Annotated in this window: 16 protein-coding genes; 7 read left to right on the top strand and 9 right to left on the bottom strand. The window is 36.3% G+C overall.

Annotated features, from left to right (window positions below; translation table 11 throughout):
• Positions 1 to 13: 13 nt before the first annotated feature.
• The 5 genes from glmS to ACP6PK_RS09725 form a co-directional block, all read right to left on the bottom strand.
• Positions 14 to 1,894 (bottom strand): glutamine--fructose-6-phosphate transaminase (isomerizing), encoded by a 1,881-nt coding sequence (gene glmS / locus ACP6PK_RS09745; RefSeq protein WP_426559429.1) that lies wholly within the window; start codon positions 1,892 to 1,894, stop codon positions 14 to 16.
• A 218-nt stretch (positions 1,895 to 2,112) separates the two neighbouring features.
• Positions 2,113 to 2,565 carry a hypothetical protein gene (locus tag ACP6PK_RS09740; protein WP_426559428.1) on the bottom strand — a complete coding sequence of 151 codons (453 nt, stop codon included), beginning with the start codon at positions 2,563 to 2,565 and terminating at the stop codon, positions 2,113 to 2,115.
• Positions 2,566 to 3,296: 731 nt separating this feature from the next.
• Positions 3,297 to 3,515: a cupin domain-containing protein gene (locus ACP6PK_RS09735; protein ID WP_426559449.1), complete on the bottom strand. Its 219-nt coding sequence runs from the start codon at positions 3,513 to 3,515 to the stop codon at positions 3,297 to 3,299.
• Between the two features lie 191 nt (positions 3,516 to 3,706).
• Positions 3,707 to 3,952 carry a photosystem I iron-sulfur center protein PsaC gene (gene psaC / locus ACP6PK_RS09730; RefSeq protein ID WP_006616272.1) on the bottom strand — a complete coding sequence of 82 codons (246 nt, stop codon included), beginning with the start codon at positions 3,950 to 3,952 and terminating at the stop codon, positions 3,707 to 3,709.
• A gap of 596 nt (positions 3,953 to 4,548) precedes the next feature.
• A complete protein-coding gene (locus ACP6PK_RS09725) occupies positions 4,549 to 5,454 on the bottom strand; it encodes a CoB--CoM heterodisulfide reductase iron-sulfur subunit B family protein (RefSeq protein WP_426559427.1) in 906 nt (301 codons plus the stop codon).
• Between the two features lie 808 nt (positions 5,455 to 6,262).
• On the opposite strand from ACP6PK_RS09725, the gene acpP reads away from it, so the two are divergent.
• From acpP to tkt, 3 genes are all read left to right on the top strand, one after another.
• Positions 6,263 to 6,511 (top strand): acyl carrier protein, encoded by a 249-nt coding sequence (gene acpP, locus ACP6PK_RS09720; RefSeq protein ID WP_094678065.1) that lies wholly within the window; start codon positions 6,263 to 6,265, stop codon positions 6,509 to 6,511.
• A 67-nt stretch (positions 6,512 to 6,578) separates the two neighbouring features.
• Positions 6,579 to 7,829: a beta-ketoacyl-ACP synthase II gene (gene fabF / locus ACP6PK_RS09715; protein ID WP_426559426.1), complete on the top strand. Its 1,251-nt coding sequence runs from the start codon at positions 6,579 to 6,581 to the stop codon at positions 7,827 to 7,829.
• A gap of 1,322 nt (positions 7,830 to 9,151) precedes the next feature.
• Entirely contained in the window at positions 9,152 to 11,170 is a 2,019-nt protein-coding gene (gene tkt, locus ACP6PK_RS09710; RefSeq protein ID WP_094678061.1) for a transketolase, read from the top strand.
• Positions 11,171 to 11,823: 653 nt separating this feature from the next.
• Here the strand turns inward: tkt and ACP6PK_RS09705 are convergent.
• Positions 11,824 to 14,748, bottom strand: coding sequence for a calcium-translocating P-type ATPase, PMCA-type (locus ACP6PK_RS09705; RefSeq protein WP_426559425.1), 2,925 nt, complete (start codon positions 14,746 to 14,748; stop codon positions 11,824 to 11,826).
• Positions 14,749 to 15,067: 319 nt separating this feature from the next.
• Here ACP6PK_RS09705 and ACP6PK_RS09700 point away from each other — a divergent pair, with 319 nt between their 5' ends.
• From ACP6PK_RS09700 to ACP6PK_RS09685, 4 genes are all read left to right on the top strand, one after another.
• Complete coding sequence (locus ACP6PK_RS09700) at positions 15,068 to 16,207, top strand: DNA cytosine methyltransferase (RefSeq protein WP_426559424.1); 1,140 nt, start codon at positions 15,068 to 15,070, stop codon at positions 16,205 to 16,207.
• 17 nt (positions 16,208 to 16,224) lie between these two features.
• On the top strand, positions 16,225 to 17,241 hold the full coding sequence (locus tag ACP6PK_RS09695) for a restriction endonuclease PLD domain-containing protein (protein WP_426559423.1): 1,017 nt from the start codon (positions 16,225 to 16,227) through the stop codon (positions 17,239 to 17,241).
• A 63-nt stretch (positions 17,242 to 17,304) separates the two neighbouring features.
• Positions 17,305 to 17,610, top strand: a complete 306-nt coding sequence (locus tag ACP6PK_RS09690) for a type II toxin-antitoxin system RelE/ParE family toxin (RefSeq protein ID WP_426559448.1) — start codon at positions 17,305 to 17,307, stop codon at positions 17,608 to 17,610.
• Positions 17,611 to 17,684: 74 nt separating this feature from the next.
• Entirely contained in the window at positions 17,685 to 18,230 is a 546-nt protein-coding gene (locus ACP6PK_RS09685; protein ID WP_426559422.1) for an anthrone oxygenase family protein, read from the top strand.
• A 463-nt stretch (positions 18,231 to 18,693) separates the two neighbouring features.
• Here ACP6PK_RS09685 and ACP6PK_RS09680 read toward each other — a convergent pair whose 3' ends face one another.
• The 3 genes from ACP6PK_RS09680 to mddA all read right to left on the bottom strand — a co-directional run bounded on the left by ACP6PK_RS09680 (position 18,694) and on the right by mddA (position 22,223).
• On the bottom strand, positions 18,694 to 19,887 hold the full coding sequence (locus ACP6PK_RS09680; protein WP_426559421.1) for a class I SAM-dependent methyltransferase: 1,194 nt from the start codon (positions 19,885 to 19,887) through the stop codon (positions 18,694 to 18,696).
• On the bottom strand, positions 19,853 to 21,220 hold the full coding sequence (locus tag ACP6PK_RS09675) for a serine/threonine-protein kinase (RefSeq protein WP_426559420.1): 1,368 nt from the start codon (positions 21,218 to 21,220) through the stop codon (positions 19,853 to 19,855). Before ACP6PK_RS09675 ends, ACP6PK_RS09680 begins: the two co-directional genes overlap by 35 nt.
• A gap of 247 nt (positions 21,221 to 21,467) precedes the next feature.
• Complete coding sequence (gene mddA, locus ACP6PK_RS09670; protein ID WP_426559419.1) at positions 21,468 to 22,223, bottom strand: methanethiol S-methyltransferase; 756 nt, start codon at positions 22,221 to 22,223, stop codon at positions 21,468 to 21,470.
• Positions 22,224 to 22,498: the final 275 nt, after the last annotated feature.

The raw sequence follows: 22,498 nt of genomic DNA, 5'->3' as shown, positions 1-22,498 counted from the left end.
GATAACTGAAACCCTACTCCACAGTCACCGACTTCGCTAAATTTCTTGGCTGATCCACATCCAAACCACGATGAGCAGCAATATGATAAGCTAACAACTGCAAAGGAATAACTGTCAACATCGGCGACAATAACTCATCCACCGCAGGCACCGCCAACACATTATCAAACACATCTGCCTCCGTACTTTCAGGAGTCACCCCAATTAACTGCGCATCTCTCGCTTTAGCTTCCTGAGCATTAGAAAGCACCTTTTCATAAACTAAACCAGGCATAGCGATCGCCACTACAGGCACTTTATCATCCAACAAAGCGATCGGACCATGTTTCATCTCACCTGCTGGATATCCCTCAGCATGAACATAACTAATTTCCTTCAATTTCAAAGCACCTTCTAAAGCAATTGGATAATTAATTCCTCTACCTACAAAAATAAAATCTTGAGTATCATTAAACTGGTGAGCAAAATCTTCGATTTGACTATCTTGAGTTTCTAACATCTGTTCCATCTGTGCAGGAATTTTTTGTAAACCATTAATAATTTCTGCGATTCTTTCCCCAGATAAATATTTTCGTTGCCATGATAAATCTATGGCTAAAAAATAAAATGCCATTACCTGCGCGACAAAAGTTTTAGTTGCTGCAACCCCAATTTCAATACCCGCCCGAATATCAATAATTTGATTAACTAAATTAGCAAGAGAACTTTCTGCCCGATTAGTAATTCCTAATAATATTGATTCAAATTCGGCAGGTTTATCTAAACGACGCTGTTGTTCCATTGCTAAAGCTGCTAAAGTATCAGCCGTTTCTCCAGACTGAGTAACACCAATTAAGAGAGTATTTTTTCTCAGAGGTGAAGGAGCATAACGAGCTTCAGAAGCATAATTTACTGTAGTCGAAATTCCGGCTAATTGTTCTAATAAATACTTGCCAATTAAACTGGCGTGCCAACTCGTACCGCAGGCAAAAATTTCAACCTGTTCTAAATTTTCATATAGGGATGAAGATAACTTTAAATTAGTAGGAGAAACAAGACTATTCATAGCATCCCAATCACTATTAATATAAGCTTCTAAACAACTCCTCACAACATTTGGTTGCTCATGTATTTCCTTGAGCATAAAATGTTTAAAAATGTGTTTCTCAACCAAAGTCGGACTCCAGTTAAGAATACGAGGAAGTTTATTAACGCGATCGCCATCAAAATTATAAACCTCCACTCCCAGAGGCGTTAAACGAGCAATTTCCCCATTATCCAAACTCACAACAACTTGAGTATGAGATACAAGAGCAGGAGTATCAGAAGCACAGAAAAATTCCCCTTGCCCCAAACCGATAGATATAGGTGCCTGTTGTCTAGCAACAATAATTTCATTTGGATAGTCTGCACAAACAACAGCGATCGCAAACCCCCCATCCAATTTATTCACTGTTTGACGCACCGCCTCAAAAAATGCTTCCCTCTGTCCAGTAAAATTAGATAAAAATGCGGCAATTAAATGAGGAATAACTTCTGTATCAGTATCAGAAACAAATTTATGCCCCTGACTTTCCAATTCTTTGCGTAACTCTCGATAATTTTCGACAATTCCATTTTGCACAACTGCCACTCGCCCCGTATCATCCGTATGGGGATGAGCATTATATTCTTCCGGTTTACCATGAGTTGCCCAACGAGTATGACCAATACCAACATTAGCTGGCATTTCCACTCCTACCAATTTTTCTCGGAGGTTGTGCAACTTACCCTTAGCACGAACAGATTTGATTTGACCATCACAAACAGTAGCTAACCCAGCAGAATCATAACCTCGATATTCTAATTTCTCTAATCCTGATAGTAAAATTTCTGTAGCTGACTGTGTACCAATATAACCAACAATTCCACACATTGAATTTTTTACTCCTATTAACTTTAACTGTATTAGGACTGAGGCAGCAAATCTACCTATAGGGTGTATTGCAACGCACCCATACCATAAACAGGTAAGGTATAATCATAAATTTTGTCTTAGTCCTGTATATAAGATAATACTCACTCTACGCGCCTCATTCCGCATGAGCAACATAGTATGTATTGATACTTTTTAAATAATTTTTCTAATTTCGATTAAACACTTATCAACAAATTTTGATAGGTTTGCATAAGGTTGTTCAATATATATATATAGGGATCTGTATTTGCATGGTCGAAGGTAATACTCAACGGAACAGTCTGTCGATGATAAGAATTATGGCGTTGTCCAAAATAAAACAGAGGCCGACCAGTTTTCTGTGTTCCACGGTGCATTTGAAATGATGTAAAGTTTAAGTAAGGTAGGTTGCCAATAAAATGAGAAATTTCCCATACCAACGGAGGAAGAGAACCAATATCCATGTTTGAGTTTTCAATAGAGTCTCGATATACTCTACAAAACTTTGTCCAATCCATCGAAATAACATCATTAATAATCACATCTTGAAACCTATTATCTCCACCAACAGCAATAGGGAAATAAACTGGAAGATTCTTAAAGAGATACCACTCGCCATCGATTTTGCGGGTACAAAAAATCCACTCCACAGATAAAGTTTTAACTAAATTCCATACAAGATAACCTTGAAAAGATGCTCCTTGGGTATTTTGAAAAGACCTTTCATAAACCTCACGAGGTTTTGCTAAGTCTAGCTGTATAGTTACTGAAAGGTTTGGGTTTGAAACAAATTCTTCATTATGGAAAAAACGGAAAGCCCACTATTGATATTTACTCAATTCATCAAGGTTGAGTTTAGTACCTTGATATCTTTCTAAAGCTTATTTTCAGCAATTAACAATGAACAATTAATAATTAATAATTACCCCTTCTTGAAAGAAGGGGATTGGCGCTCAAGGAAATTTTTTTGATTTATCCCCTTGAAAGGGGAGGCTTTAAACCTTAATTGTTGAATGAATAATTAATTATTAACTATTAATTATTAATTATTAACTATTAATTCTTCGGTAAATCCATCTTCACTACTTTTTTTTACCTGAATATTTCAAGTATTATCTTGACATACTCCCGACGTTGCGCTTACGCGAAAACGCGGGATTCTTCAGTCAGCAAAAACTGACCGCTGTTTTAACAGAGGTGATGTCCTCCCCCTGTGATGACGCTTACAATAACAAAATGTACCTAGCATGTCTTGCGGCTTATGAACGTTTAGCTTGTGGAGGTATCCGAATCTTGGCCCTGGCTTTCCTTTATGACGCTCCCCCACCGGAGAGCGCGGGACTTCCCGCCAGGGAAGTTAAATATTAGGCAATTATTTCTATCAATTAGAACTCTCTTCTAAATCTGCATATCTAAAGTCTACAGAACCATCACTTTTGAGAATCCCTCGTGTTTGGGTAGATAGGAAAAGCGTAGGTTCATCCCCTACCTCAAAACCATGACTGATACCTTTTGGAACATCAAACACATCACCAGTTTCGTAAGAAAAACGTTTTCCATCAATAATTATAATTCCAATCCCAGAAATTATCTTAATGATTGTATCTGACTCATCTGGGTTAACTTCTGACTTCTAACTTCTGCGTAGCGGCACTAGGTGCTAGATAGATAATACTAAAAAATAGAGGGAAAATTATTAATTCCCTCTACAAAATTTTTAGTTCTTATACCTAAAATTTTTCTTACCCTCTATTAAATCTCAAACCAAAAACCAATAGAAGGAAATTAGTATTAGTAAGCGAGACCCATACTGCGAGTAGTTTCAGCGCCTAGATAAACTCGGACACTCAAAAAGTCAGTAGGGCAAGCAGTCTCGCAACGCTTACAACCAATACAATCTTCTGTACGAGGGGATGAAGCAATTTGACCTGCTTTACAACCATCCCAAGGTACCATTTCTAAAACATCTAATGGACAAGCACGGACACACTGAGTACAACCAATGCAAGTATCATAAATTTTTACTGAATGAGACATGAATTAAATTCTCCCAACAAATTGATTTTGCCATACCTGCTTAAGGGCAAATGGGACAGCAAGTTTTATAAGCGAATGCTTCGACTTAGTTTACCGCACGACTTCTCATCACTGATAAACATTGTTGAAAAACTTAAAATATCTCAATAAATCTGATAGGGAGTAGGGAAGTAAGGGAGTAGGGAGTAGGGAGTAGGGGAGTAGGGGAGTAGGGAAGTAAGGGAGTAGGGAGTAGGGGAGTAGGGAGTAGGGGAGTAAAGGAGTAGGGAGTAGGGAGTAGGGAGTAGGGGAGTAGGGGAGTAGGGGAGTAAAGGAGTAGGGAGTAGGGAGTAGGGGAGTAGGGGAGTAGGGGAGTAGGGGAGTAGAAGAACAACTGTACCTCAGTAACTTGAGAAATGCGATATGTTAAATTCCCATATAATTACAACTTGCTAATGAAACCTCAAAGTATCTAAAAATAAAGGATTTTGCCTTTTTAGAATCAAAAAAGTGCTAGCTTTTTAGTCCCTAAAGCACCTGCATATCAATTTATAGATGAGCAGACAAGATTCGATTTCCCCACACTTCCCACCCTCCTGACTCCTTCTCCAAAAAATTCAAAGTCCCAACTTTTCTAAGACTGGACGAGTTGACACTACATGACGGTCTAATCCTAGTTCCTTTGGAGAAATGCCTAAAGCTAAACCTATTAATTGGGGTAAGTGTAACACTGGTAAACCCAACTTACGTCCGATCACTTTCTCTACCTCTGGTTGACGGGAATCTAAATTTAAGTGACACAGAGGACAAGGAGTTACCATACAATCTGCACCCTTGTCAATAGCCTCACTAACATGAGTTCCAGCCATTTGAAAAGACTGATTAGTGGCATAACTAGAAAGAGGCCAACCACAACATTGAGTCCGACCTCGATAATAAATAGGAGTCGCCCCAATAGCCCGAAACACATTTTCCATAGATTCTGGTTGATAGGGGTCATCATAAACCAAATTAGTTTGCCCTCTAAGTAAATAACAACCATAGAAGGCAGCACATTTAAGGCCAGAGAGCTTGCGGGTGACACGATTTTGGATTTCTTCGAGACCATAATCTGCCACTAACGCCCAAAGTATATGTTTAACTTCTGTACTACCTTGATAGGGAGAACAACTTTCTTTTTGTAAGAGGCCATTGATTTGTTCTAGGTAAGCTGGCTCAGTTTGTTGGGATTCTTTAAGACGCTCATCTACATGGCCAATAACACCTTGACAAGTGCTACAGTGGGTTAGTAATGGCAAGTTTAGTTCTTCCGCTAAAGCTATGTTACGGGCATTAACAGTATCTTCTAGTAATTGAGAGTCTTCTTTAAAAGTGCCAGAACCACAACAAGCAGCCTTTTTCAGTTCTATTAGCTCTATTCCCAGGACTTGGGTAAGAGCTTGGGTAGACTGATAAAGCTCTCGGCAAGCACCTTGAGCTACACAACCAGGAAAGTAAGCATATTGCAATGTTTTAGAAGGCATGAGATTAACTAATATAGGTATAGGAACAATATTTTATAAACATGACTTATGATTTGTGATATTAATTTTATCACTGTTTATAATATAAGTTTGTGATTTCTATAATGTAGTTGGCAAATAAAACAAGGAAATACTTTGACAACAGTAATAAGCTTGTGATATTTGTGAAAAGTTAAAGAAATTGATTGAAAAAAACAGGATTGAAATCTCCTCCTTTACTGGGGGAGTTTTAAGTAGCTATTAGCTATCAGCATTTAGCTAGCCTCCTAGGTCGGAACTATGTTAACAGCTAAAAATCCAAGGGTTTAAGTACCCCACAAGAGGAGCGAAAAATTAGTGGTGCGCTTTGCGTGGGGGTCAACACCCCCCATTAGACACCAAGAATAAGCTGTTAACGTTTCGTGGAGAGACTTGAATTGCGTTTCGGCTAAGAGCCGACATGTTTGCGGAGCATTCCGTCAGGAAATGCGGAGCATGACCTAGGATAGCTCCTCTGAAGGAGGCAAGAGGCACTTCCGACCCCGGAGGCTAGCTGAGTGCTAACTGCTACTTCAATGCGGAGGGCATTCACTAGACAAAAAACGGACGTGGAGAAAAGCGTCAGACTAACGCTAAGTTAGCAGGATAAAATGAAGCGTCAACCCACTGCATAGTTAACACTCGGTATATTTTTATGCCTTTAGGCAGAACGAGGATGTCAACAAATATTCAGTTATTTAATTGGCATAATGAGTGTTTAGCTTGAACCGAGTTTCGGATAAAATCGGAAACGCAACATCTAAATAATTTAAAGTAAGGAGAAAATTTTATGAGCATAGAAATTATGGGCAAAGTACAGGACATTGTGGCTAAACAACTGGAAGTTGATAAAGAAAAAGTACAGCCAGAAGCTAACTTTGCCAATGATTTAGGAGCTGATTCTTTAGATACTGTAGAATTAGTTATGGCATTAGAAGAAGAATTTGATATCGAGATTCCAGATGAGAAAGCAGAACAAATTGGTACTGTCCAAGCTGCTGTAGATTATATTGAGGAGCAAACAAAAGCAAAAGCATAATATTAATATTGTCCTCAAAACCTTAAGTTTCTGCCTTGTGGGTGTGGAATTTTAGGAAAAGAAAATTATGACAAATTTTGAACTTAAACGGGTAGTTGTCACAGGAATGGGTGCAATAACACCAATTGGCAACACTCTATCTGATTATTGGGATGGGTTATTGAAAGGTAAAAGTGGTATAAGCCCAATAACCCTGTTTGATGCTTCTAAACACAAATCTCGTATTGCTGGAGAGGTAAAAGGATTTGACCCTCACGACTACATGGATCGCAAACAGGCAAAACACATGGACCGCTTTGCTCAGTTTGCAGTTGTAGCTAGCAAACAAGCAATTGCTGATGCCAAATTTGAAATTAACGACCTGAACGCGGAACAGGTGGGGGTAATGATTGGTACTGGGGTGGGTGGCATTAAAGTCTTAGAAGACCAGCAGGAAATATATTTGACTCGTGGCCCAGGTAGATGTAGCCCTTTTATGGTCCCGATGATGATTGCTAATATGGCTGCCGGGTTAACGGCAATTCATACTGGAGCTAAAGGGCCTAACTCATGTCCAGTAACTGCTTGTACTTCTGGGTCACATGCTGTAGGAGATGCTTTCCGCTTAATCCAAAGAGGATATGCTCAAGCAATGATTTGTGGTGGAACTGAATCACCAGTAACACCTTTGGGATTAGCAGGATTTGCTTCTGCCAAGGCTTTGTCTACTCGTAATGATGACCCGACTCATGCAAGTCGTCCTTTTGACCGCGATCGCGATGGCTTTGTTATAGGTGAAGGAGTAGGTATTCTCCTCCTAGAAGAATTAGAATATGCCCAGAGTCGTGGAGCAAGGATATATGGAGAGATTGTTGGTTATGGCATGACCTGTGATGCCTACCACATGACGGCCCCACCTCAAGATGGAGAAGGGGCAACTAGAGCTATTCAGTTGGCAATTAAAGATGGTGGCTTAACTCCTGAAGAAATTAGTTATATAAATGCTCACGGCACAAGTACATCAGCAAATGACCCAACAGAAACAAAAGCGATTAAAAAGGCACTAGGTGAAAGTGCTTATAAGGTAGCAATTAGTTCAACTAAGTCAATGACTGGTCATTTGTTAGGAGGTTCTGGGGGTATTGAAGCTGTGGCGACGGTAATGGCGATCGCCAATGACAAAATCCCACCAACCATTAATTTGGATAATCCCGATCCAGAATGTGACCTAAATTATGTCCCCCATACACATATTGAGAAAAAGGTAGAAGCAGCCTTATCCAACTCATTTGGATTTGGAGGCCATAATGTTACTCTAGCATTTAAAAAATACATATGAAAGTAGCCAACAGCAAACAGTGTTTGCTGTTGACTTCCTGATAGAGTGGCCAATACATCAATACTTAAAAGTATTTTGGTCTGACTCAGCCTCCACAGGCAGAGAGAGACCCATCTCACAAATTTTTTACCCTGGCCAAAAAATAAGGTCTTAATCCTTCCGTTCAATACTATGCTTTATAAACATCTTTCTTAAGATAAAACGTAGACATTAGAAAGAAGTTATGTGATTATTCAACGTATTTAATTAGGGTTTACTGGTTAAATATCAAAGCATTGACAGATAAAGGTCTTAAACTTTTTAAGTCTGGAAAAAGTACCTGGTTTTGAGCTGCTTGATGGTCAAAAAGTTAGGATTTTGGGTTGACTATAACAGAAAAATCAAGGGATAGTTCTTCTTCCTGCCTCCTCGCTCCCATACCCATTCCTCCTGTACGGGCGAATCGCCATTCGCCTGTACGACTCCTGACTCCTGACTCCTACCCTCACCCATAAGACTTTTGAGCGCAAACCCTAATTAGAGGCTTTTATCCCCCGACCTCCCCATCTCTCTATCGCAAAAGGGTTTTATATAAAATCCGGTTATACAGTAATTGCAAAACTACTTCTTCATTAAGACAAGTTTTCTATTGAATAGGAATTATATAATTTAATATTTCAAATCCAATATTTCTCCTGACTCCTGTACGGGCGTTAACGATAGTTATGCGAAGCTAACGGCCGTTTCGCTGCGCGACATGTTTGCGGAGCATTCCGTCAGGAAAACGCCCCTACGAGGACTGACTCCTCCGCAATACGATAACTAATTACCCGGATTCTATATTAGGAGTTCCTGATAAGGGATAGCTTTCAGTAGGAGATAGTAATAACTTATAACTGAAATGACCCTGAAATAGGAAAATATTAACCTTTGCTGAATAGATTGTTAATCAAAAAATAGGTTAATTTAACACTACCATGAAATCCTTACCCTAACAATCAATAATGAAGTCCACACTTTAACGAAGTCAGAAGTCAGATAGGGGAGCCGTCGATAGGGTGACGTACAGAAGTTGTTTTTGTAACGAGGACTTAGAGCAACCCTCCAAAAACATTTCGCCTTAAAAGGCGAGGTTGTGTTAACCAGTTATTTTGATCGGCTTAACTTCTAGATGGCCGGAAAATTTTTAACTTGACTACTTCTCTTGCCTAGAGTTCCCCACAAGTGAGATGATTTGTAATGTATATGGCCTGAGAAAAATTCCAGACAAATATTACTGTAGAAAAATATCTGGTTTATAGGCTCCGGCATTCACATCTATTAAGTATATAGAAACGATAACTATGGCTGTTGCAACTCAATCACTCGAAGAACTTTGTATTAACTCAATCCGCTTCTTAGCAATTGATGCTGTCCAAAAAGCTAATTCTGGCCACCCAGGACTACCAATGGGTGCTGCACCAATGGCCTTTGTCCTCTGGGATAAGTTTATGCGCTTTAACCCTAAAAATCCTAAGTGGTTAAATCGCGATCGCTTCGTTCTCTCTGCTGGCCACGGCTGTATGTTACTGTACGCTCTTATGCACCTCACAGGTTTTGACAGTGTACCTATGGAGGAAATTAAACAATTCCGTCAGTGGGATTCTAAAACTCCTGGCCACCCAGAAAATCATATTACTGAAGGTATCGAAGTTACTACAGGTCCACTAGGACAAGGTATTGCCAACGCCGTCGGATTAGCAGCAGCAGAGGCCCATTTAGCTGCTACATTCAATAAGCCAGATTGTAATTTGATTGACCATTACACTTATGTGATTATGGGTGATGGTTGTAACATGGAAGGTATTTCTGGTGAGGCTGCTTCTCTAGCGGGACACTGGGGTTTAGGTAAGTTAATTGCTTTCTATGATGATAACCATATTTCTATTGATGGTCATACTGACATCTCCTTTACTGAAGATGTAAGTAAGCGTTTTGAAGCTTATGGTTGGCACGTTCAGCATGTTGTTGATGGTAATACTGGTTTAGATGCCATCGCTGATGCTATTGAAAAAGCAAAAGCGGTTACTGACAAACCTTCCCTGATTAAAGTTACTACTCTTATTGGTTATGGTTCTCCTAACAAAGCTGATACCCATGATGTTCACGGTGCAGCACTCGGACCTGATGAAGTAGCAGCTACTCGTAAAAATCTTGGTTGGGAATATCCAGAGTTTGAAGTTCCTGCGGATGCTCTGAGTCATTTCCGCAAAGCAGTTGATCGAGGTGCAAAATATCAGGAAGAATGGGATAAGTTATTCTCTGAGTATAAGTCTAAGTATCCTGAAGATGCAGCTACTTTGGAACGGATGGTAAGTGGCAAATTACCTGAAGGTTGGGCGGATGCACTACCTAAATATACTCCTGAAAGTAAGAAAGATGCTACTCGTAACCAGTCTGGTGCAACACTAAATGCTATAGCTGGAGTTTTACCAGAATTAATTGGTGGTTCCGCTGACTTAGCTCCTTCTAACAAGACTTTGCTTAAAGGTTTAGGAGATTTCCAAAAAGGTCAATACCAAAACCGTAATATGCGTTTTGGTGTGCGGGAACATGGTATGGGAGCTATTTGTAACGGTATTGCTCTACACGGTTCTGGGTTAATTCCTTATGGTGCAACTTTCTTGGTGTTCACAGATTATATGCGGAATTCTATCCGTTTATCTGCTTTAGCTGAAGCTGGTGTAATCTGGGTAATGACTCATGACTCCATTGCTTTAGGTGAAGACGGACCAACTCACCAACCAGTTGAGCATATTGCATCTTTACGTTTAATTCCACAATTACTTGTGATGCGTCCTGCTGATGGTAATGAAACTTCTGGTGCATACAAGGTTGCAGTAGAAAAAGCTAAATCTTCTCATCCTCAACCTACTTTATTAGCATTATCTCGTCAAGGTTTGCCTAATTTAGCTGGTAGTTCCATTGATGGGGTTGCTAAAGGTGCTTATATTCTGACTGACAGCGAAGGTACTCCTGACATTATTATTATTGGTACTGGTGGAGAAACTTACCAATGTGTTGATGCTGGTGAAAAACTCCGTGCTGAAGGTAAGAAGGTTCGGGTGGTTTCTATGCCATGTTGGGAATTATTTGAAGAGCAAGATGCGGCTTATAAGGAGTCTGTTTTCCCTGCGTCTGTGAAAAAGCGTTTGGCAGTGGAAGCAGGTGTTAGTTTTGGTTGGCATCGTTATGTGACTGATGAAGGTGCGACTTTGAGTGTTGATACTTTTGGTGCTTCTGCTCCTGGTGGTGTTGTACTGGAGAAGTTTGGCTTCACTGTTGATAATATTGTTGCTAAAGCTAGGGAAGTATTGGGTTAGTTTTGATAGTGGGTTGTTGATCTACCTAGTCTAACAATACTGAATTTAAGAAAGCCCTCTATAAATATTAGAGGGCTTTTTATTAACTAAAAATCAGAAATATACTTGAATAGCAAATTGATAAATGTTTGTTACATTTTTTTGAGGGGAGGGAGTAGGGAGTAGGGTTTTTAGGCAGAATATATCCTTGCGCTTTGGCAACTAATCCTGAAAAATATTACTCTTACTTATTTATTACTTAATAACTGAAGTCTTGAGTAAGTATTGCAGTTGTTATTAGTGGCGCAGACATTCTCGCTCTTATGAAATATAGTCTATTCTATGAATTTAATTTCTGAATTGAAAATTCATAATTTTGCTATATTTACCAAGAGATAATTGATAATTGATAATTAATCCCCAAAGGTTTAAAGCCTTTCCTAATAATCATAGGAGTTTTCATTAATATAGACTACAGAGATTTGCGTTTAAAGGAAGAAGTAAGAAGGAAGAAGGAAGAAGGAAGAAGGAAGAAGGTTTGTAGTCTACCTTTGTGAAAACCGCTATAATAATTGATAATTAGGTCAGAAATAATTATCCATTATCCATTGTTCATTATCAATTGTTAAAGAGGTAATTATCCATTATCAATTAATCAACCACCCTACTACTTTTTAAGAAACTTTAAACCGCATTTGAATCATCCGCCAAATTTCTCCAACCCACAATACAACAGAAGTACCGCCAATAATTATTAACCAATCTCTTAAAGATAAAGGAACTGTTCTAAACACATCTCCACCATATTGAACCATCACAATTTGCCCTACGAAAATAAATGCAGCGATCGCTACAAAACTGCCATTTTTACTAATACTAGAAAATGCAGATTCCCTTAAACCAAAACATTTGGCATTAAACATATTCCAAAACTGCAACATCACAAATGTGGAGAAAAATAGAGATAGTTCGTAAGGCGTTACTACATTGTCTTGCTGAATATATAGCAAGAAACCGACAAAAAACACTAAGAATATTGATGCTACTGAGAAAATACTCACCGTCATTGGTTGGGAAATAATAAATTCTTCAGGATTTCTCGGTGCTTTCTCCATGACTTTTTGATTAGGTGGTTCTGTTGCTAAAGCTAATGCAGCAAAAGTATCCATAATTAAATTTACCCACAATAATTGAATTACAGTAAATGGCAGATTAATTCCAATAAACGGACCTAATAAAGCTATCCCACAAGCAGCAACATTTATTGTTAACTGGAAAAGGATAAACTTTTGAATGTTTTGGTAAAGCGATCGCCCCCACATAACTCCATTTTCAATACTGGCAAATGAGTCATTCAAAATTATGATATCGCTTGCTTCCTTAGCAACAGAAGTACCACTACCCATTGATAAACCTACCTGCGCTTGGTTTAATGCAGGCGCATCATTGGTGCCATCACCTGTAACTGCCACAACTTCCCCACTTGCTTGTAGAAGTTGTACAATACGTTGCTTATCCTGTGGTCGCGCTCTAGCAATCACCTTAGCTGTTTTCACTACTGCCAAAGCTGCTTCATCATCCAATTCACGGAGTTTATTACCAGTGATGCAATAATCATTATGCTCGTTCTCACCCATAATACCAATTTCACGGGCAACTTCCATTGCTGTCAAACGACTATCTCCAGTAATCATTTTGACTTTGACCCCAGCTTTTTGACAGATTTGTACTGCTGGCGGTACTTCCTCTCGCACTGGATCAGCGATCGCCACAAAACCTAGCAAAATCAAATCGTGATATTGTTCCAGTTCATTTCCTTGTTGATAGTTTTGAGGATCTCTAATATAAGCAAATCCCAAAGTGCGTCTACCAATAGTTTCATACTTATTTAACTCTGCTGCGATAGATACTCTTTGAGAATTTGCAAAAGGTTTAACTCCATCTGAGGTGAGAATTTGATTGCAACTCGCGAGCAATAGTTCTGGCGCACCTTTAATATGGAGTATTTTTTCACCTGTAGTGGGGGAAACTCCAAGAGTTGCCATGTACTTTCTGTCTGAGGAAAAAGTTAACTGACTGATAATGTCAAAATTTTCTCGTTTGTCAATATAGTCAATTTTGTTTTCTTCTAACCACAATAGCAAAGCTGCTTCTGTATGGTCTCCCAGAGGAATAGACTCTTCGCCTTTTTTGTGTTCTAAGTTAGCTGTACTGTTGGCACAGATAGCTTCAACTATAATATTGTCAGCATTGAGAGTGCCAGAATTAAAACTGGGAAAATGTACATCACTCACCTGCATTTTGTTTTCAGTCAATGTACCTGTTTTATCAGAACAAATCACTGTTGTGGCACCGATAGTTTCGCAAGCCTGCATCCGACGAACCAGATTATTCTGTTTAGTCATCTTCTGCATACTGTAGGCGAGACTGAGGGTAACGCTTAGAGCTAATCCTTCCGGTACGGCAACAACTATGACTGCAACTGCAATCATAAAGTATGTTAGGAATTTGAGGGCGATATCGGAAGTTATCCAGTCAGCGGGAGAAGTGGGAACCCATTCTAAATAGTAACCGACTCCGATACCGATGCCAGATATTGCCAGGGCTATCAAAACATTTTTTAACCAGGCGATGGCACTATCATCTTCCAACCATTCTGGTACTTCTATTTCTTTGCCTATTGATTCTAATCCATCTACAATTATTGGCAACCAGACTCTAGTTATAGCAATAAGTAATCCAATGACTAGAATACTAATAATATACCATTGTCCCAAGGTAAGGTTAAGTTCTCCTGTGAGGATACCTCTTGCTACTAAGGCAATATCAATTAAGACTGCTATCCCTAAACCGAGGATACCAATCAAATTACTGAGGCGTTCGAGTTGGAGATTTAGAGGCGTTTCTACATCTGTAATATCAAGAATGCATCTAGCAGTTTTACCGATTTCTGTCTCATCCCCAACTGCTGTGATTTCGATGATTCCATGTCCATCATTGACTATGGTATCACGCAAGACTTGGTTGGGAGGATAAGCGTAGTTAGTATGGTTGTTAGAAGATAAATTTGCATTTGCTGTTTTGGTAACAGGTATTGCTTCTCCTGTTAAACTTGCTTCGTTTACTTGTAGAGAAACTGCTTCTATTACTTGACCATCTGCTGGTATTTCGTCCCCTGTTTCTATTAGTACAAAATCTCCTACTACTAAGTCTTTTTTCGGAATAGTTGTAACGTTATTATCACGAATTACTGTGATTGGTATTTCATCATTTACTTGGTTCAGAATATCGAATTCTTTACTAGCTTTATATTCATTCAAAAAAGCAACAGTTGTAGCTAGTAGAATAGCAGCAATAATACCTAAACCTTCTACATAATTCCCTTCAAAAATTCCGACCGTAATGGCAATAACTGCAGCTATAATTAGAATTCTAATTACTGGGTCATCGAACTTTTCTAACCATAATTTCCACCACGGGGATCGCTTGGGGGGTGTTAATAAATTAGAGCCATACTTTTGTCTACTTGCCTCAACCTCAGCTTGTGTGAGTCCTCTATAGCGGCTTTGTTTTTGCCCTATTTCTTGAGTAGTTTTCATTGATTAATCTCCTTGCCAAAATTTTATTTGGTGGGTATTTTGATAATTTTAGTATTTTATCATTTTTTTCTTAATTTTATTAATATATCTTAAATTAGAATTTTTGTCTATAATCCATCCAATTCTATTAAAAAGGGAATAGGGAATAGTAAAGAATGGAAAACAGCATTAATTAAATAGTAGCCTTCCACAAGGATTAGTGGCTACTCAAGAAAGATTTTTTTTGTAATAAAAAAATGCTATGTAGATTTACATCTCATTTGAAAAGACTATATAATTTAGATTGCCAAATATAGTAGTCTTATGACTTTTGAATAAAATGTTGATTGAGCGTTTAGAAAATATACATTGGAATCAAGCACCAAAAATAATCTCTTTATTTTCTGGTTGTGGAGGAATGGATTTACCATTTCATAAGGCAGGATTTAAGGTGGTTTGGGCAATTGATTCTAATTTTTATGCCTGTCAAACTTTTAAGAAAAATATTGCTGATGTTATAGAGCATAATCAAATTGAAAACATAGATATTAGTAAAGTTCCCGAAGCAGATTTAATTACAGGTGGTTTCCCTTGTCAGGATTTTTCTATGATTTGGAAACGTCCAGGTTTAGAAGGTACTAGAGGCAATTTATATACCTATTTTTTAGAATTTGTTAAACGGAAAAAACCAAAGGCATTTATAGCAGAAAATGTCAAAGGTTTATTAAGTGCGAATAAACATCAAGCAATTCAACAAATAATATCTGATTTTGAAAGTATATCTCCAGGTTATTTAGTTAAACCTAAACTATATAATTTTGCTGATTATGGAGTACCTCAGTTTCGGGAAAGAGTAATTTTAGTTGGGATTAGAATGGATACTGGTTTTAATTTTATTCATCCTGCACCAGAATATGGTATTAGTCGGAAATATCCACATATAACTGCTGGTAAAGCACTTAAAAATGTAGAAAAAGTTCCTGACAATAATGAACATCAAAAAATTCAACCTCGAACAATTGAAATATTGAAAAGGATAAAAGCAGGAGGTAATTTTAGAGATATTCCTAAAGATAGTCCCTACTATGTAAAAGGAATGATTAGTCATGTTTATCGACGCATTCATCCAGACAAACCTGCTGCTACAATTATTGCTGGTGGGGGTGGCGGAACATGGGGTTATCATTATCCTGAACCAAGGTCTTTAACAAATAGAGAAAGAGCAAGGTTACAAACATTTCCTGATAATTTTATTTTTGAAGGTTCTTTTACTGAAATTAGACGACAAATTGGTAATGCAGTACCTCCAGATGGAATTATTTCTATTGTTGAATCTTTGATTCCATTATTCAAAAATGATTATCAGAAAATAGATTTATATAGTCTCAGTAAACATTTGCAAGTTATGTCAATTAAAGAAAGATTAAAATTAGCAGAATCAGAATTATATGAACAACCAATACAGTTAAGTTTACTCTAATTTTTGAGATTAATATTATGGCTATTTATACTAATCATCCAGATTTTGGAGGTGCTTTTGGAGAGAAACTTAGTAAACTTTTAAAGGAAGCTACTGCTGTTACTATTGCATCTGGTTATACTTCAGGAATTACAGTCAAAGAGTATCAAGAAGATATCGCAAGAATTGTGAATAATGGTGGAGATTTTACATTATTAGTTGGGATGGGAATTTTTGAAGGATTAAACAGACATACCTATAATAAATTAGGCGAATTAAATAGTTTTGTTTTATCTGCAAATCCTAAATGTGGAGGTATCAGATTTGTCTGGAATCCACCACCATTTCATGGCAAAATTTATAGGATAAAATATCAAAATGAATTACTCTACTTTGCTGGTTCTTCAAATTTTTATCAAAGAGGCTTGTTTAGTAATTTAGAATTTACTTGTAAAATTAGTGATGCTACTACAATCAATCAAACAGAAACTTATCTTAATTGGTTACTAACTGATAATATATCTGTTAATTTTGCTAAATGTGAATCATTTCCGATTATTCAATCAGTTAAGGAAAACCGCAAAAAAGTTTCTTTTCAGAAAGCTGAAACAAAACCACTTATTGATTCTAAACTTCCTTATGTAGATATATCTTTAGCGAGAGTTGATAAGCAACAAAGGTCAAACTTAAATGCTTTTTTTGGCAAAGGAAGATGGAATAGAAAAACAGGTATTGTGATTCCTAGAGACTGGTATGAAGTAGAAATTATTGTAGATATAGCTACAACTAAAAATCCTATTTATCCTAAAGGATATTTTGTTGCCTACACTGATGATGGTTTAGTATTTCCCTGTAAAACTCAAGGTGATTATTATAAAAATCTGAGGTCAAGAGATGACTTAAAAATTTTAGGTCATTGGATTAAAGGAAAACTACAACAAAAAGGGGTTTTAGAATTATTTGAACCAGTTACAAGTCAAACATTAGAAGAATATGGTAGAGACTACATTCGGATATATCAACTATCTGATTCAAATTACTACTTAGAGTTTTAAGTAATAATAATTTAGGTAGATATTATCTCTTAAAGCAAAATTTTCAGCGGTTGCTAGAGGAAAATTAGGGTAAATAAACATAGTTTATCTCAACCAGCTATTCGTGACTTAGATGAGATTTATGATTATTTTAGTAACTTTAGTCTAGAAGCAGGTGAACTTTTTATTAAATGCTTTGATGATAAGTTTATAAACTTAATTAAGTTTCCTAATATGGTGCAGAGTTATACTCAGATTATGCCTAATTTAAGAAATGTGCCTTTAGATAGTTATATTATTTTTTATCAAGTAACTGAAGTGGAAATAGAGATTGTGAGAATAGTTAGTGAGTATCGTAATTTAGAGTCTTTATTCTTAGACGAGGAATAAAATTAATACTAAATCTGATTATTCAAAGTGTTTTTTTCTTTTTCATAAGTAAAGCGTTAAGATGAGGTTTTCCCATGTTAATAGAATTAATAGAAAGAGGTTTTCCCATGTTAATAGAATCAATAGAAGGAGTCTTTCAGATTACATTGATCTTAGCTACATTGCTGTGTTCCCTGGTAGCAGGTTTCGTGTTTGCTTTTGCTGTAGTAGTCATGCCAGGGATCAAGACTTTAAGCGATCGCGAGTTTATCCGAGCTTTTCAGGTAATGGATGGCATTATTCAGAATAATCAGCCGATTTTTGTGTTAGTCTGGGTTGGTTCAATTGTGGCTCTAGTGGCCTCAGCTTTGCTTGGCATCCGGCAATTTGAGGGAGTGGAGCGTCTGCTGATAATCTTAGCGGTACTTGTTTACCTTCTAGTTGTTCAATTGCCAACTTTCACTATTAACGTACCTTTGAATAACAAACTGCAAGCCATGAATGTTGATGATATGGATGAAACTGCACAAAAAGTGGCTCGCATGGACTTTGAACCAGGTTGGCTCCTATGGAATTCAATCAGGACAACTTTTGCCTGCTTGGTATCTAGCCTGTTAATTATTCTATTATTTAGACTTTGAAGAAGTTGGATATAAGACACCCTTTAGTTATACCATTTCTCAAAAACTTTTCTACATTTGATTGAAGTAGGGGAGTAGGGGAGTGGGGGAGTAGGGGAGTGGGGGAGAAATAAAAACAACAATAATTAATGCTGAATTTGCTCTTTTCTAACAAAAAAGTAATTACCTTAGTTTAATTATTTAATCACTGAAGTTTTGTATAAGTATAGCATTAATGCATGGGAATTGGTATTATTCAATAATTAATAATTAACAATTAACAATTAACAATTACCTCTTCTTAAAAAGAAGAGGATTGGTTCAGAGGAATTTTTTTCTTTTTTTATCCTTGAAAGGAGAAGTTTTAAACCTTAATTTTTCGGTAATATGGAAGGCAATGGAGAGCAATATCTATAGAAGCTTTAAAAAATAAATATTTGCATTTGCCAGCAAATACCTCTTGAGGATATTTAACTTCTTAAATTTATCTCATTGGAGGCATACTTAAACCTTTCAAAGTTTGCTTTTTTTCCTGTTCAGTTAAACCTTTGCTCTGCACTAATACTCCAAAATTTCCTAACCCTATTGGATCTATTAATGAATGTAATACCTCCCTACGTCGGAAAACTTCCTCAATAGAAAACCCCTGATTATTTGATAGTTCATTTAATCTATCTCCCAAACCTAACGCCATTAAAAATAAACCCTGTTGAGTAAAACCTAGAGTTTCTAATCCTGACAAATTTCCCTGTTTTTCCAAAGCAGTAAAATCAACATGAGCAGTAATATCTTGTCGCCCAATATTCCAATAAGGGTCGTTATTTCGGTGATGTTGATAATAACATTGTAGAGTTCCCTCTCTTCTAACGGGATTATAATAACGTGCTGCTTGATAACCATAATCAATTGTTAATACATAACCTTTCAGTAATTTATCACTAAGAATTTTCATCCAATCTAAAGCTTGTAAATTTACTTCACTTTGATAACCTTCAACATTGGGAAATGAAAGTAAATCTATATCTACTAATTTAAAATATTCAGCAATCTCAGGAGTTGAAATTTTATCGGTTATTTCTACAAATTTTCCATCAGAGTCAGAGGTGACATAAATTTCTCGAATTTCCTCATTTTCTATGATAAATTTATGCACTGAAAAAGCATCTACTAACTCATTGGAAAAGAAACAACCTGTAATGGAATTATGGGAAATTTCATCCCACTCAAACCATTTGACTTGGTATGAATTCAGTCGTTGTTTTTGTTCTGCTTTTAAAACTTCCGATTTTTCAATAATCAGATATTCAATTGTTTGGAAAAAATCTAAATGTGTTTGTTGGAGATAACCTAAAATTTGCTCGGCTAAAATTCCTTTACCAGCACCCATTTCTACCAGAGTAAAATTATTAGGTCTTTGGAAAATATCCCACATTTGCAGAAATTGTTCTGCTAATAATTCTCCAAAATCGTTACTCCAATGAGGAGAAGTTAAAAAGTCTCCTTGTTTGCCAATATTTACAGGATGAGTTGCATAATAACCATGTTGGGGATGGTATAAAACTAAATCCATATATTCGGCAAAAGTAATCTGTTTTTTTGGAGATTCAGAGATGCGTTGATGGATTATTTCACACAAATTTTCGTTACTGTTGTTGATAGTTAGTTGTGGTTGATTCATAATAAGGAATTATACTCTCTATACCTTCATAATAAAACTTTTTGATCCGTTCTGTAAAACCAGTAAAATCTGGTTTATCATTGAAAGAAGTTCTTAGTAACTCAATTTCTTTTTCTTTGAATTTTGACACAAATATAAACTCGTTTCCTGTTATATAAGCTTCAAAGCTAGGCATAAAACGTTTCGTTACCAGCTTATTAAATTCTACACTCATAAGATGTGGTGTAGAGAATTTGAAATTTTCCCAATTTATTAGCTTATAATAACTTTTAGTATAAGCTGCTGTTCCCGGTCTTATTTTAAAGTCAGAACCTAGTTCTTTAACTACATCTTGCACTACATAAGAAATTTGTTCTACAGTTTGTTTTATTAATGTGTGAAATAACTCTCTATGTTCAGAATGAGAGTTCACAGCTAATTGCTTATTTCTGATTCTTTCTCTAATAGTTTCAATTTTATTATCTTTCTGATTTTCTGATTCTAGAATATCTATCAAAGCTTCTTTAAGTGCAGGAATAGACTGCCAGCGATAGTCAATTTTTATATCAAAAGCTCTATCAAAAATTCTATTTGTCTTTGTTAGTATAGATTCAGATAAAACCGATAAAGTCTGTTTTATTTCTGGTCTCTGATGTGGCTTTTTTCCGTCAGAGTCTAAAAATGTAGTAGGATTTTTTCCCGTAATAACAAAAAACAAAATTCCACAAATTTGCGTTATATCTGACCTAAAGTCTCGTTGCAAACTACTTTTTTCTAAAAGTTCTGGAAGTGAGAGAAATCTATTTCCTAGTTGTTGCCATGTGAGTGTTAAGCTAGTATCAGAATCATCAACTTTATTGAATGAAATCCCAAAATCTATTAACACTGGATTGTTTAGATCATTATTTTTAACCATAATATTGTCAGGTTTAATATCTCTATGTACTATTCCAAGTTGATGACAATACTCAACTGTATCTAATAGTTTAATTACAAAATTCACAGCATCTTGTATGTTCAATGTTTTTTCTTTTATTGTTTTAAACAAAGTTGTACCAGGCACAAATTCAGTTACCATATAAAGAGGAGTATCTGAATCAAAAAGCTCCGAATTTGAATCAACTATTTTTGGTATCCCTGAATGATTTAGTGTAGTTAAAGCAGCAACTTCTCTGTGCATCCTTCTAAGTCTTTCATTGTCATTTTGCTTAATAAGTTTTTTGAGAACATATTGATTAGATAGAAACACATCTTTTCTAGGTTTTACTAAAAAAGTTTGACCCTGACCACCACTACCAATTTGTTTAATAATTTTCCAGTTTTCATTCCAAGGTTTATTCTTGTTTGTGTTCATAGTAAATATCAATATATTGCATTGAATTTAGAATTAAAAAATGTATAATTTAGGTAAGCATTAAGCTATTAGCAGTCAGCTATCAGCTTTTTAGAGAACTCGCCCTTCAGGAGGTCTAAATTAAGCGAATGCTTGCTTAATTTATACTACATTTTTATCCTACATTTCACACTAATTCCTGCTCAAAAGCAATGAATTAATAGCTGATAGCTGATAGATGATAGCTTAGGGCTGAATGCTTTACGGATTATTCCTGAATTTTTTGCTGAGTTAATTTTACCCTGGGTACAGGAATTAACATGGAAACTTGCTGCCGATATTCCTGATATAAATTTCCATAAATAGAAATCATATCCTCCTCTTCTAATTTAATACCTACTAGCACATAAATAGTTGTACCTATAGCAAAAACTAGATGAGAAACTGTCATCAACGGAGTTGCCCAAAAAGCAATAACAAAACCTAACATAATTGGATGGCGAATATATTTATAAAATCCAGGAGTTCTAAATCCTAAATATTCATATTCCTGACCGCGCCAATATAAATATACTTGTCGCAAACCAAATAAATCAAAATGATTAATCATAAATGTGCTGAGAAAAACAATTAACCATCCCAAGGCAAAAATGCCATAAATAATATTAGAAATTATGGGGTTTTGTATATTCCAAATAATTCCACCTAAAGAATGCCATTGCCAAAATAACAGTAATAATGCCAGACCTGACATTAAAACATAAGTGCTACGTTCTATAGGTTCTGGAATTATTTTTGTCCACCATTTCTTGAAACTTTGACGTGCCATAAGACTATGTTGAATGGCAAACAAACTGATTAATAAAAGATCGATTAATAAACCCTTAATCAGAGAAACATCTAAATTAGAATCTAGTGTTTTTGGAACTATTAAGTTGCCAATAAAACCAATACTGTATAGAAAAGCTATCAATGATATTAAATAACAAACTAAACCATAGAGAAATGCTAGTATTCTACTCATTTTTTTCTAATGAAACCTCCAGAAATTTGATGACATTATTTGACAAGTAAAGCAGCTTTAGTTAAAGACTCTTAAAAAACAGAAATTTAGTTACTAAACTCTTACTTTAGCCAACTTTTTTGAATTAGTATTAGATCGAGTTAGATTCGGTGATTAATATTGTACAACTGACGGGGTAAATATTCTTTGCTTTTTTCCTATCTTTCGACCGATATTCTCTTCATTTTTTTCTAATGAAACCTCCAGAAATTTGATGACATTATTTGACAAGTAAA

The sequence above is a fragment of the Dapis hubbardiae BLCC-M172 genome (genome assembly GCF_050016015.1).
In the GTDB taxonomy this organism is placed as follows: Bacteria; Cyanobacteriota; Cyanobacteriia; order Cyanobacteriales; family Microcoleaceae; genus Trichodesmium.
Note: the sequence above shows the minus strand (reverse complement) of the source record. Positions and strands in the feature narration are given on the sequence as shown.

Bases quoted from the DNA above. Each gene is read 5' to 3' on its own strand.
- glmS (WP_426559429.1), bottom strand. From the start codon at position 1,894: ATGTGTGGAATTGTTGGTTATATTGGTACACAGTCAGCTACAGAAATT.
- tkt (WP_094678061.1), top strand. From the start codon at position 9,152: ATGGCTGTTGCAACTCAATCACTCGAAGAACTTTGTATTAACTCAATC.
- acpP (WP_094678065.1), top strand. From the start codon at position 6,263: ATGAGCATAGAAATTATGGGCAAAGTACAGGACATTGTGGCTAAACAA.
- ACP6PK_RS09680 (WP_426559421.1), bottom strand. From the start codon at position 19,887: ATGAATCAACCACAACTAACTATCAACAACAGTAACGAAAATTTGTGT.
- ACP6PK_RS09705 (WP_426559425.1), bottom strand. From the start codon at position 14,748: ATGAAAACTACTCAAGAAATAGGGCAAAAACAAAGCCGCTATAGAGGA.
- mddA (WP_426559419.1), bottom strand. From the start codon at position 22,223: ATGAGTAGAATACTAGCATTTCTCTATGGTTTAGTTTGTTATTTAATA.
- ACP6PK_RS09700 (WP_426559424.1), top strand. From the start codon at position 15,068: ATGTTGATTGAGCGTTTAGAAAATATACATTGGAATCAAGCACCAAAA.
- ACP6PK_RS09685 (WP_426559422.1), top strand. From the start codon at position 17,685: ATGTTAATAGAATTAATAGAAAGAGGTTTTCCCATGTTAATAGAATCA.
- fabF (WP_426559426.1), top strand. From the start codon at position 6,579: ATGACAAATTTTGAACTTAAACGGGTAGTTGTCACAGGAATGGGTGCA.
- ACP6PK_RS09695 (WP_426559423.1), top strand. From the start codon at position 16,225: ATGGCTATTTATACTAATCATCCAGATTTTGGAGGTGCTTTTGGAGAG.
- ACP6PK_RS09675 (WP_426559420.1), bottom strand. From the start codon at position 21,220: ATGAACACAAACAAGAATAAACCTTGGAATGAAAACTGGAAAATTATT.
- psaC (WP_006616272.1), bottom strand. From the start codon at position 3,952: ATGTCTCATTCAGTAAAAATTTATGATACTTGCATTGGTTGTACTCAG.
- ACP6PK_RS09725 (WP_426559427.1), bottom strand. From the start codon at position 5,454: ATGCCTTCTAAAACATTGCAATATGCTTACTTTCCTGGTTGTGTAGCT.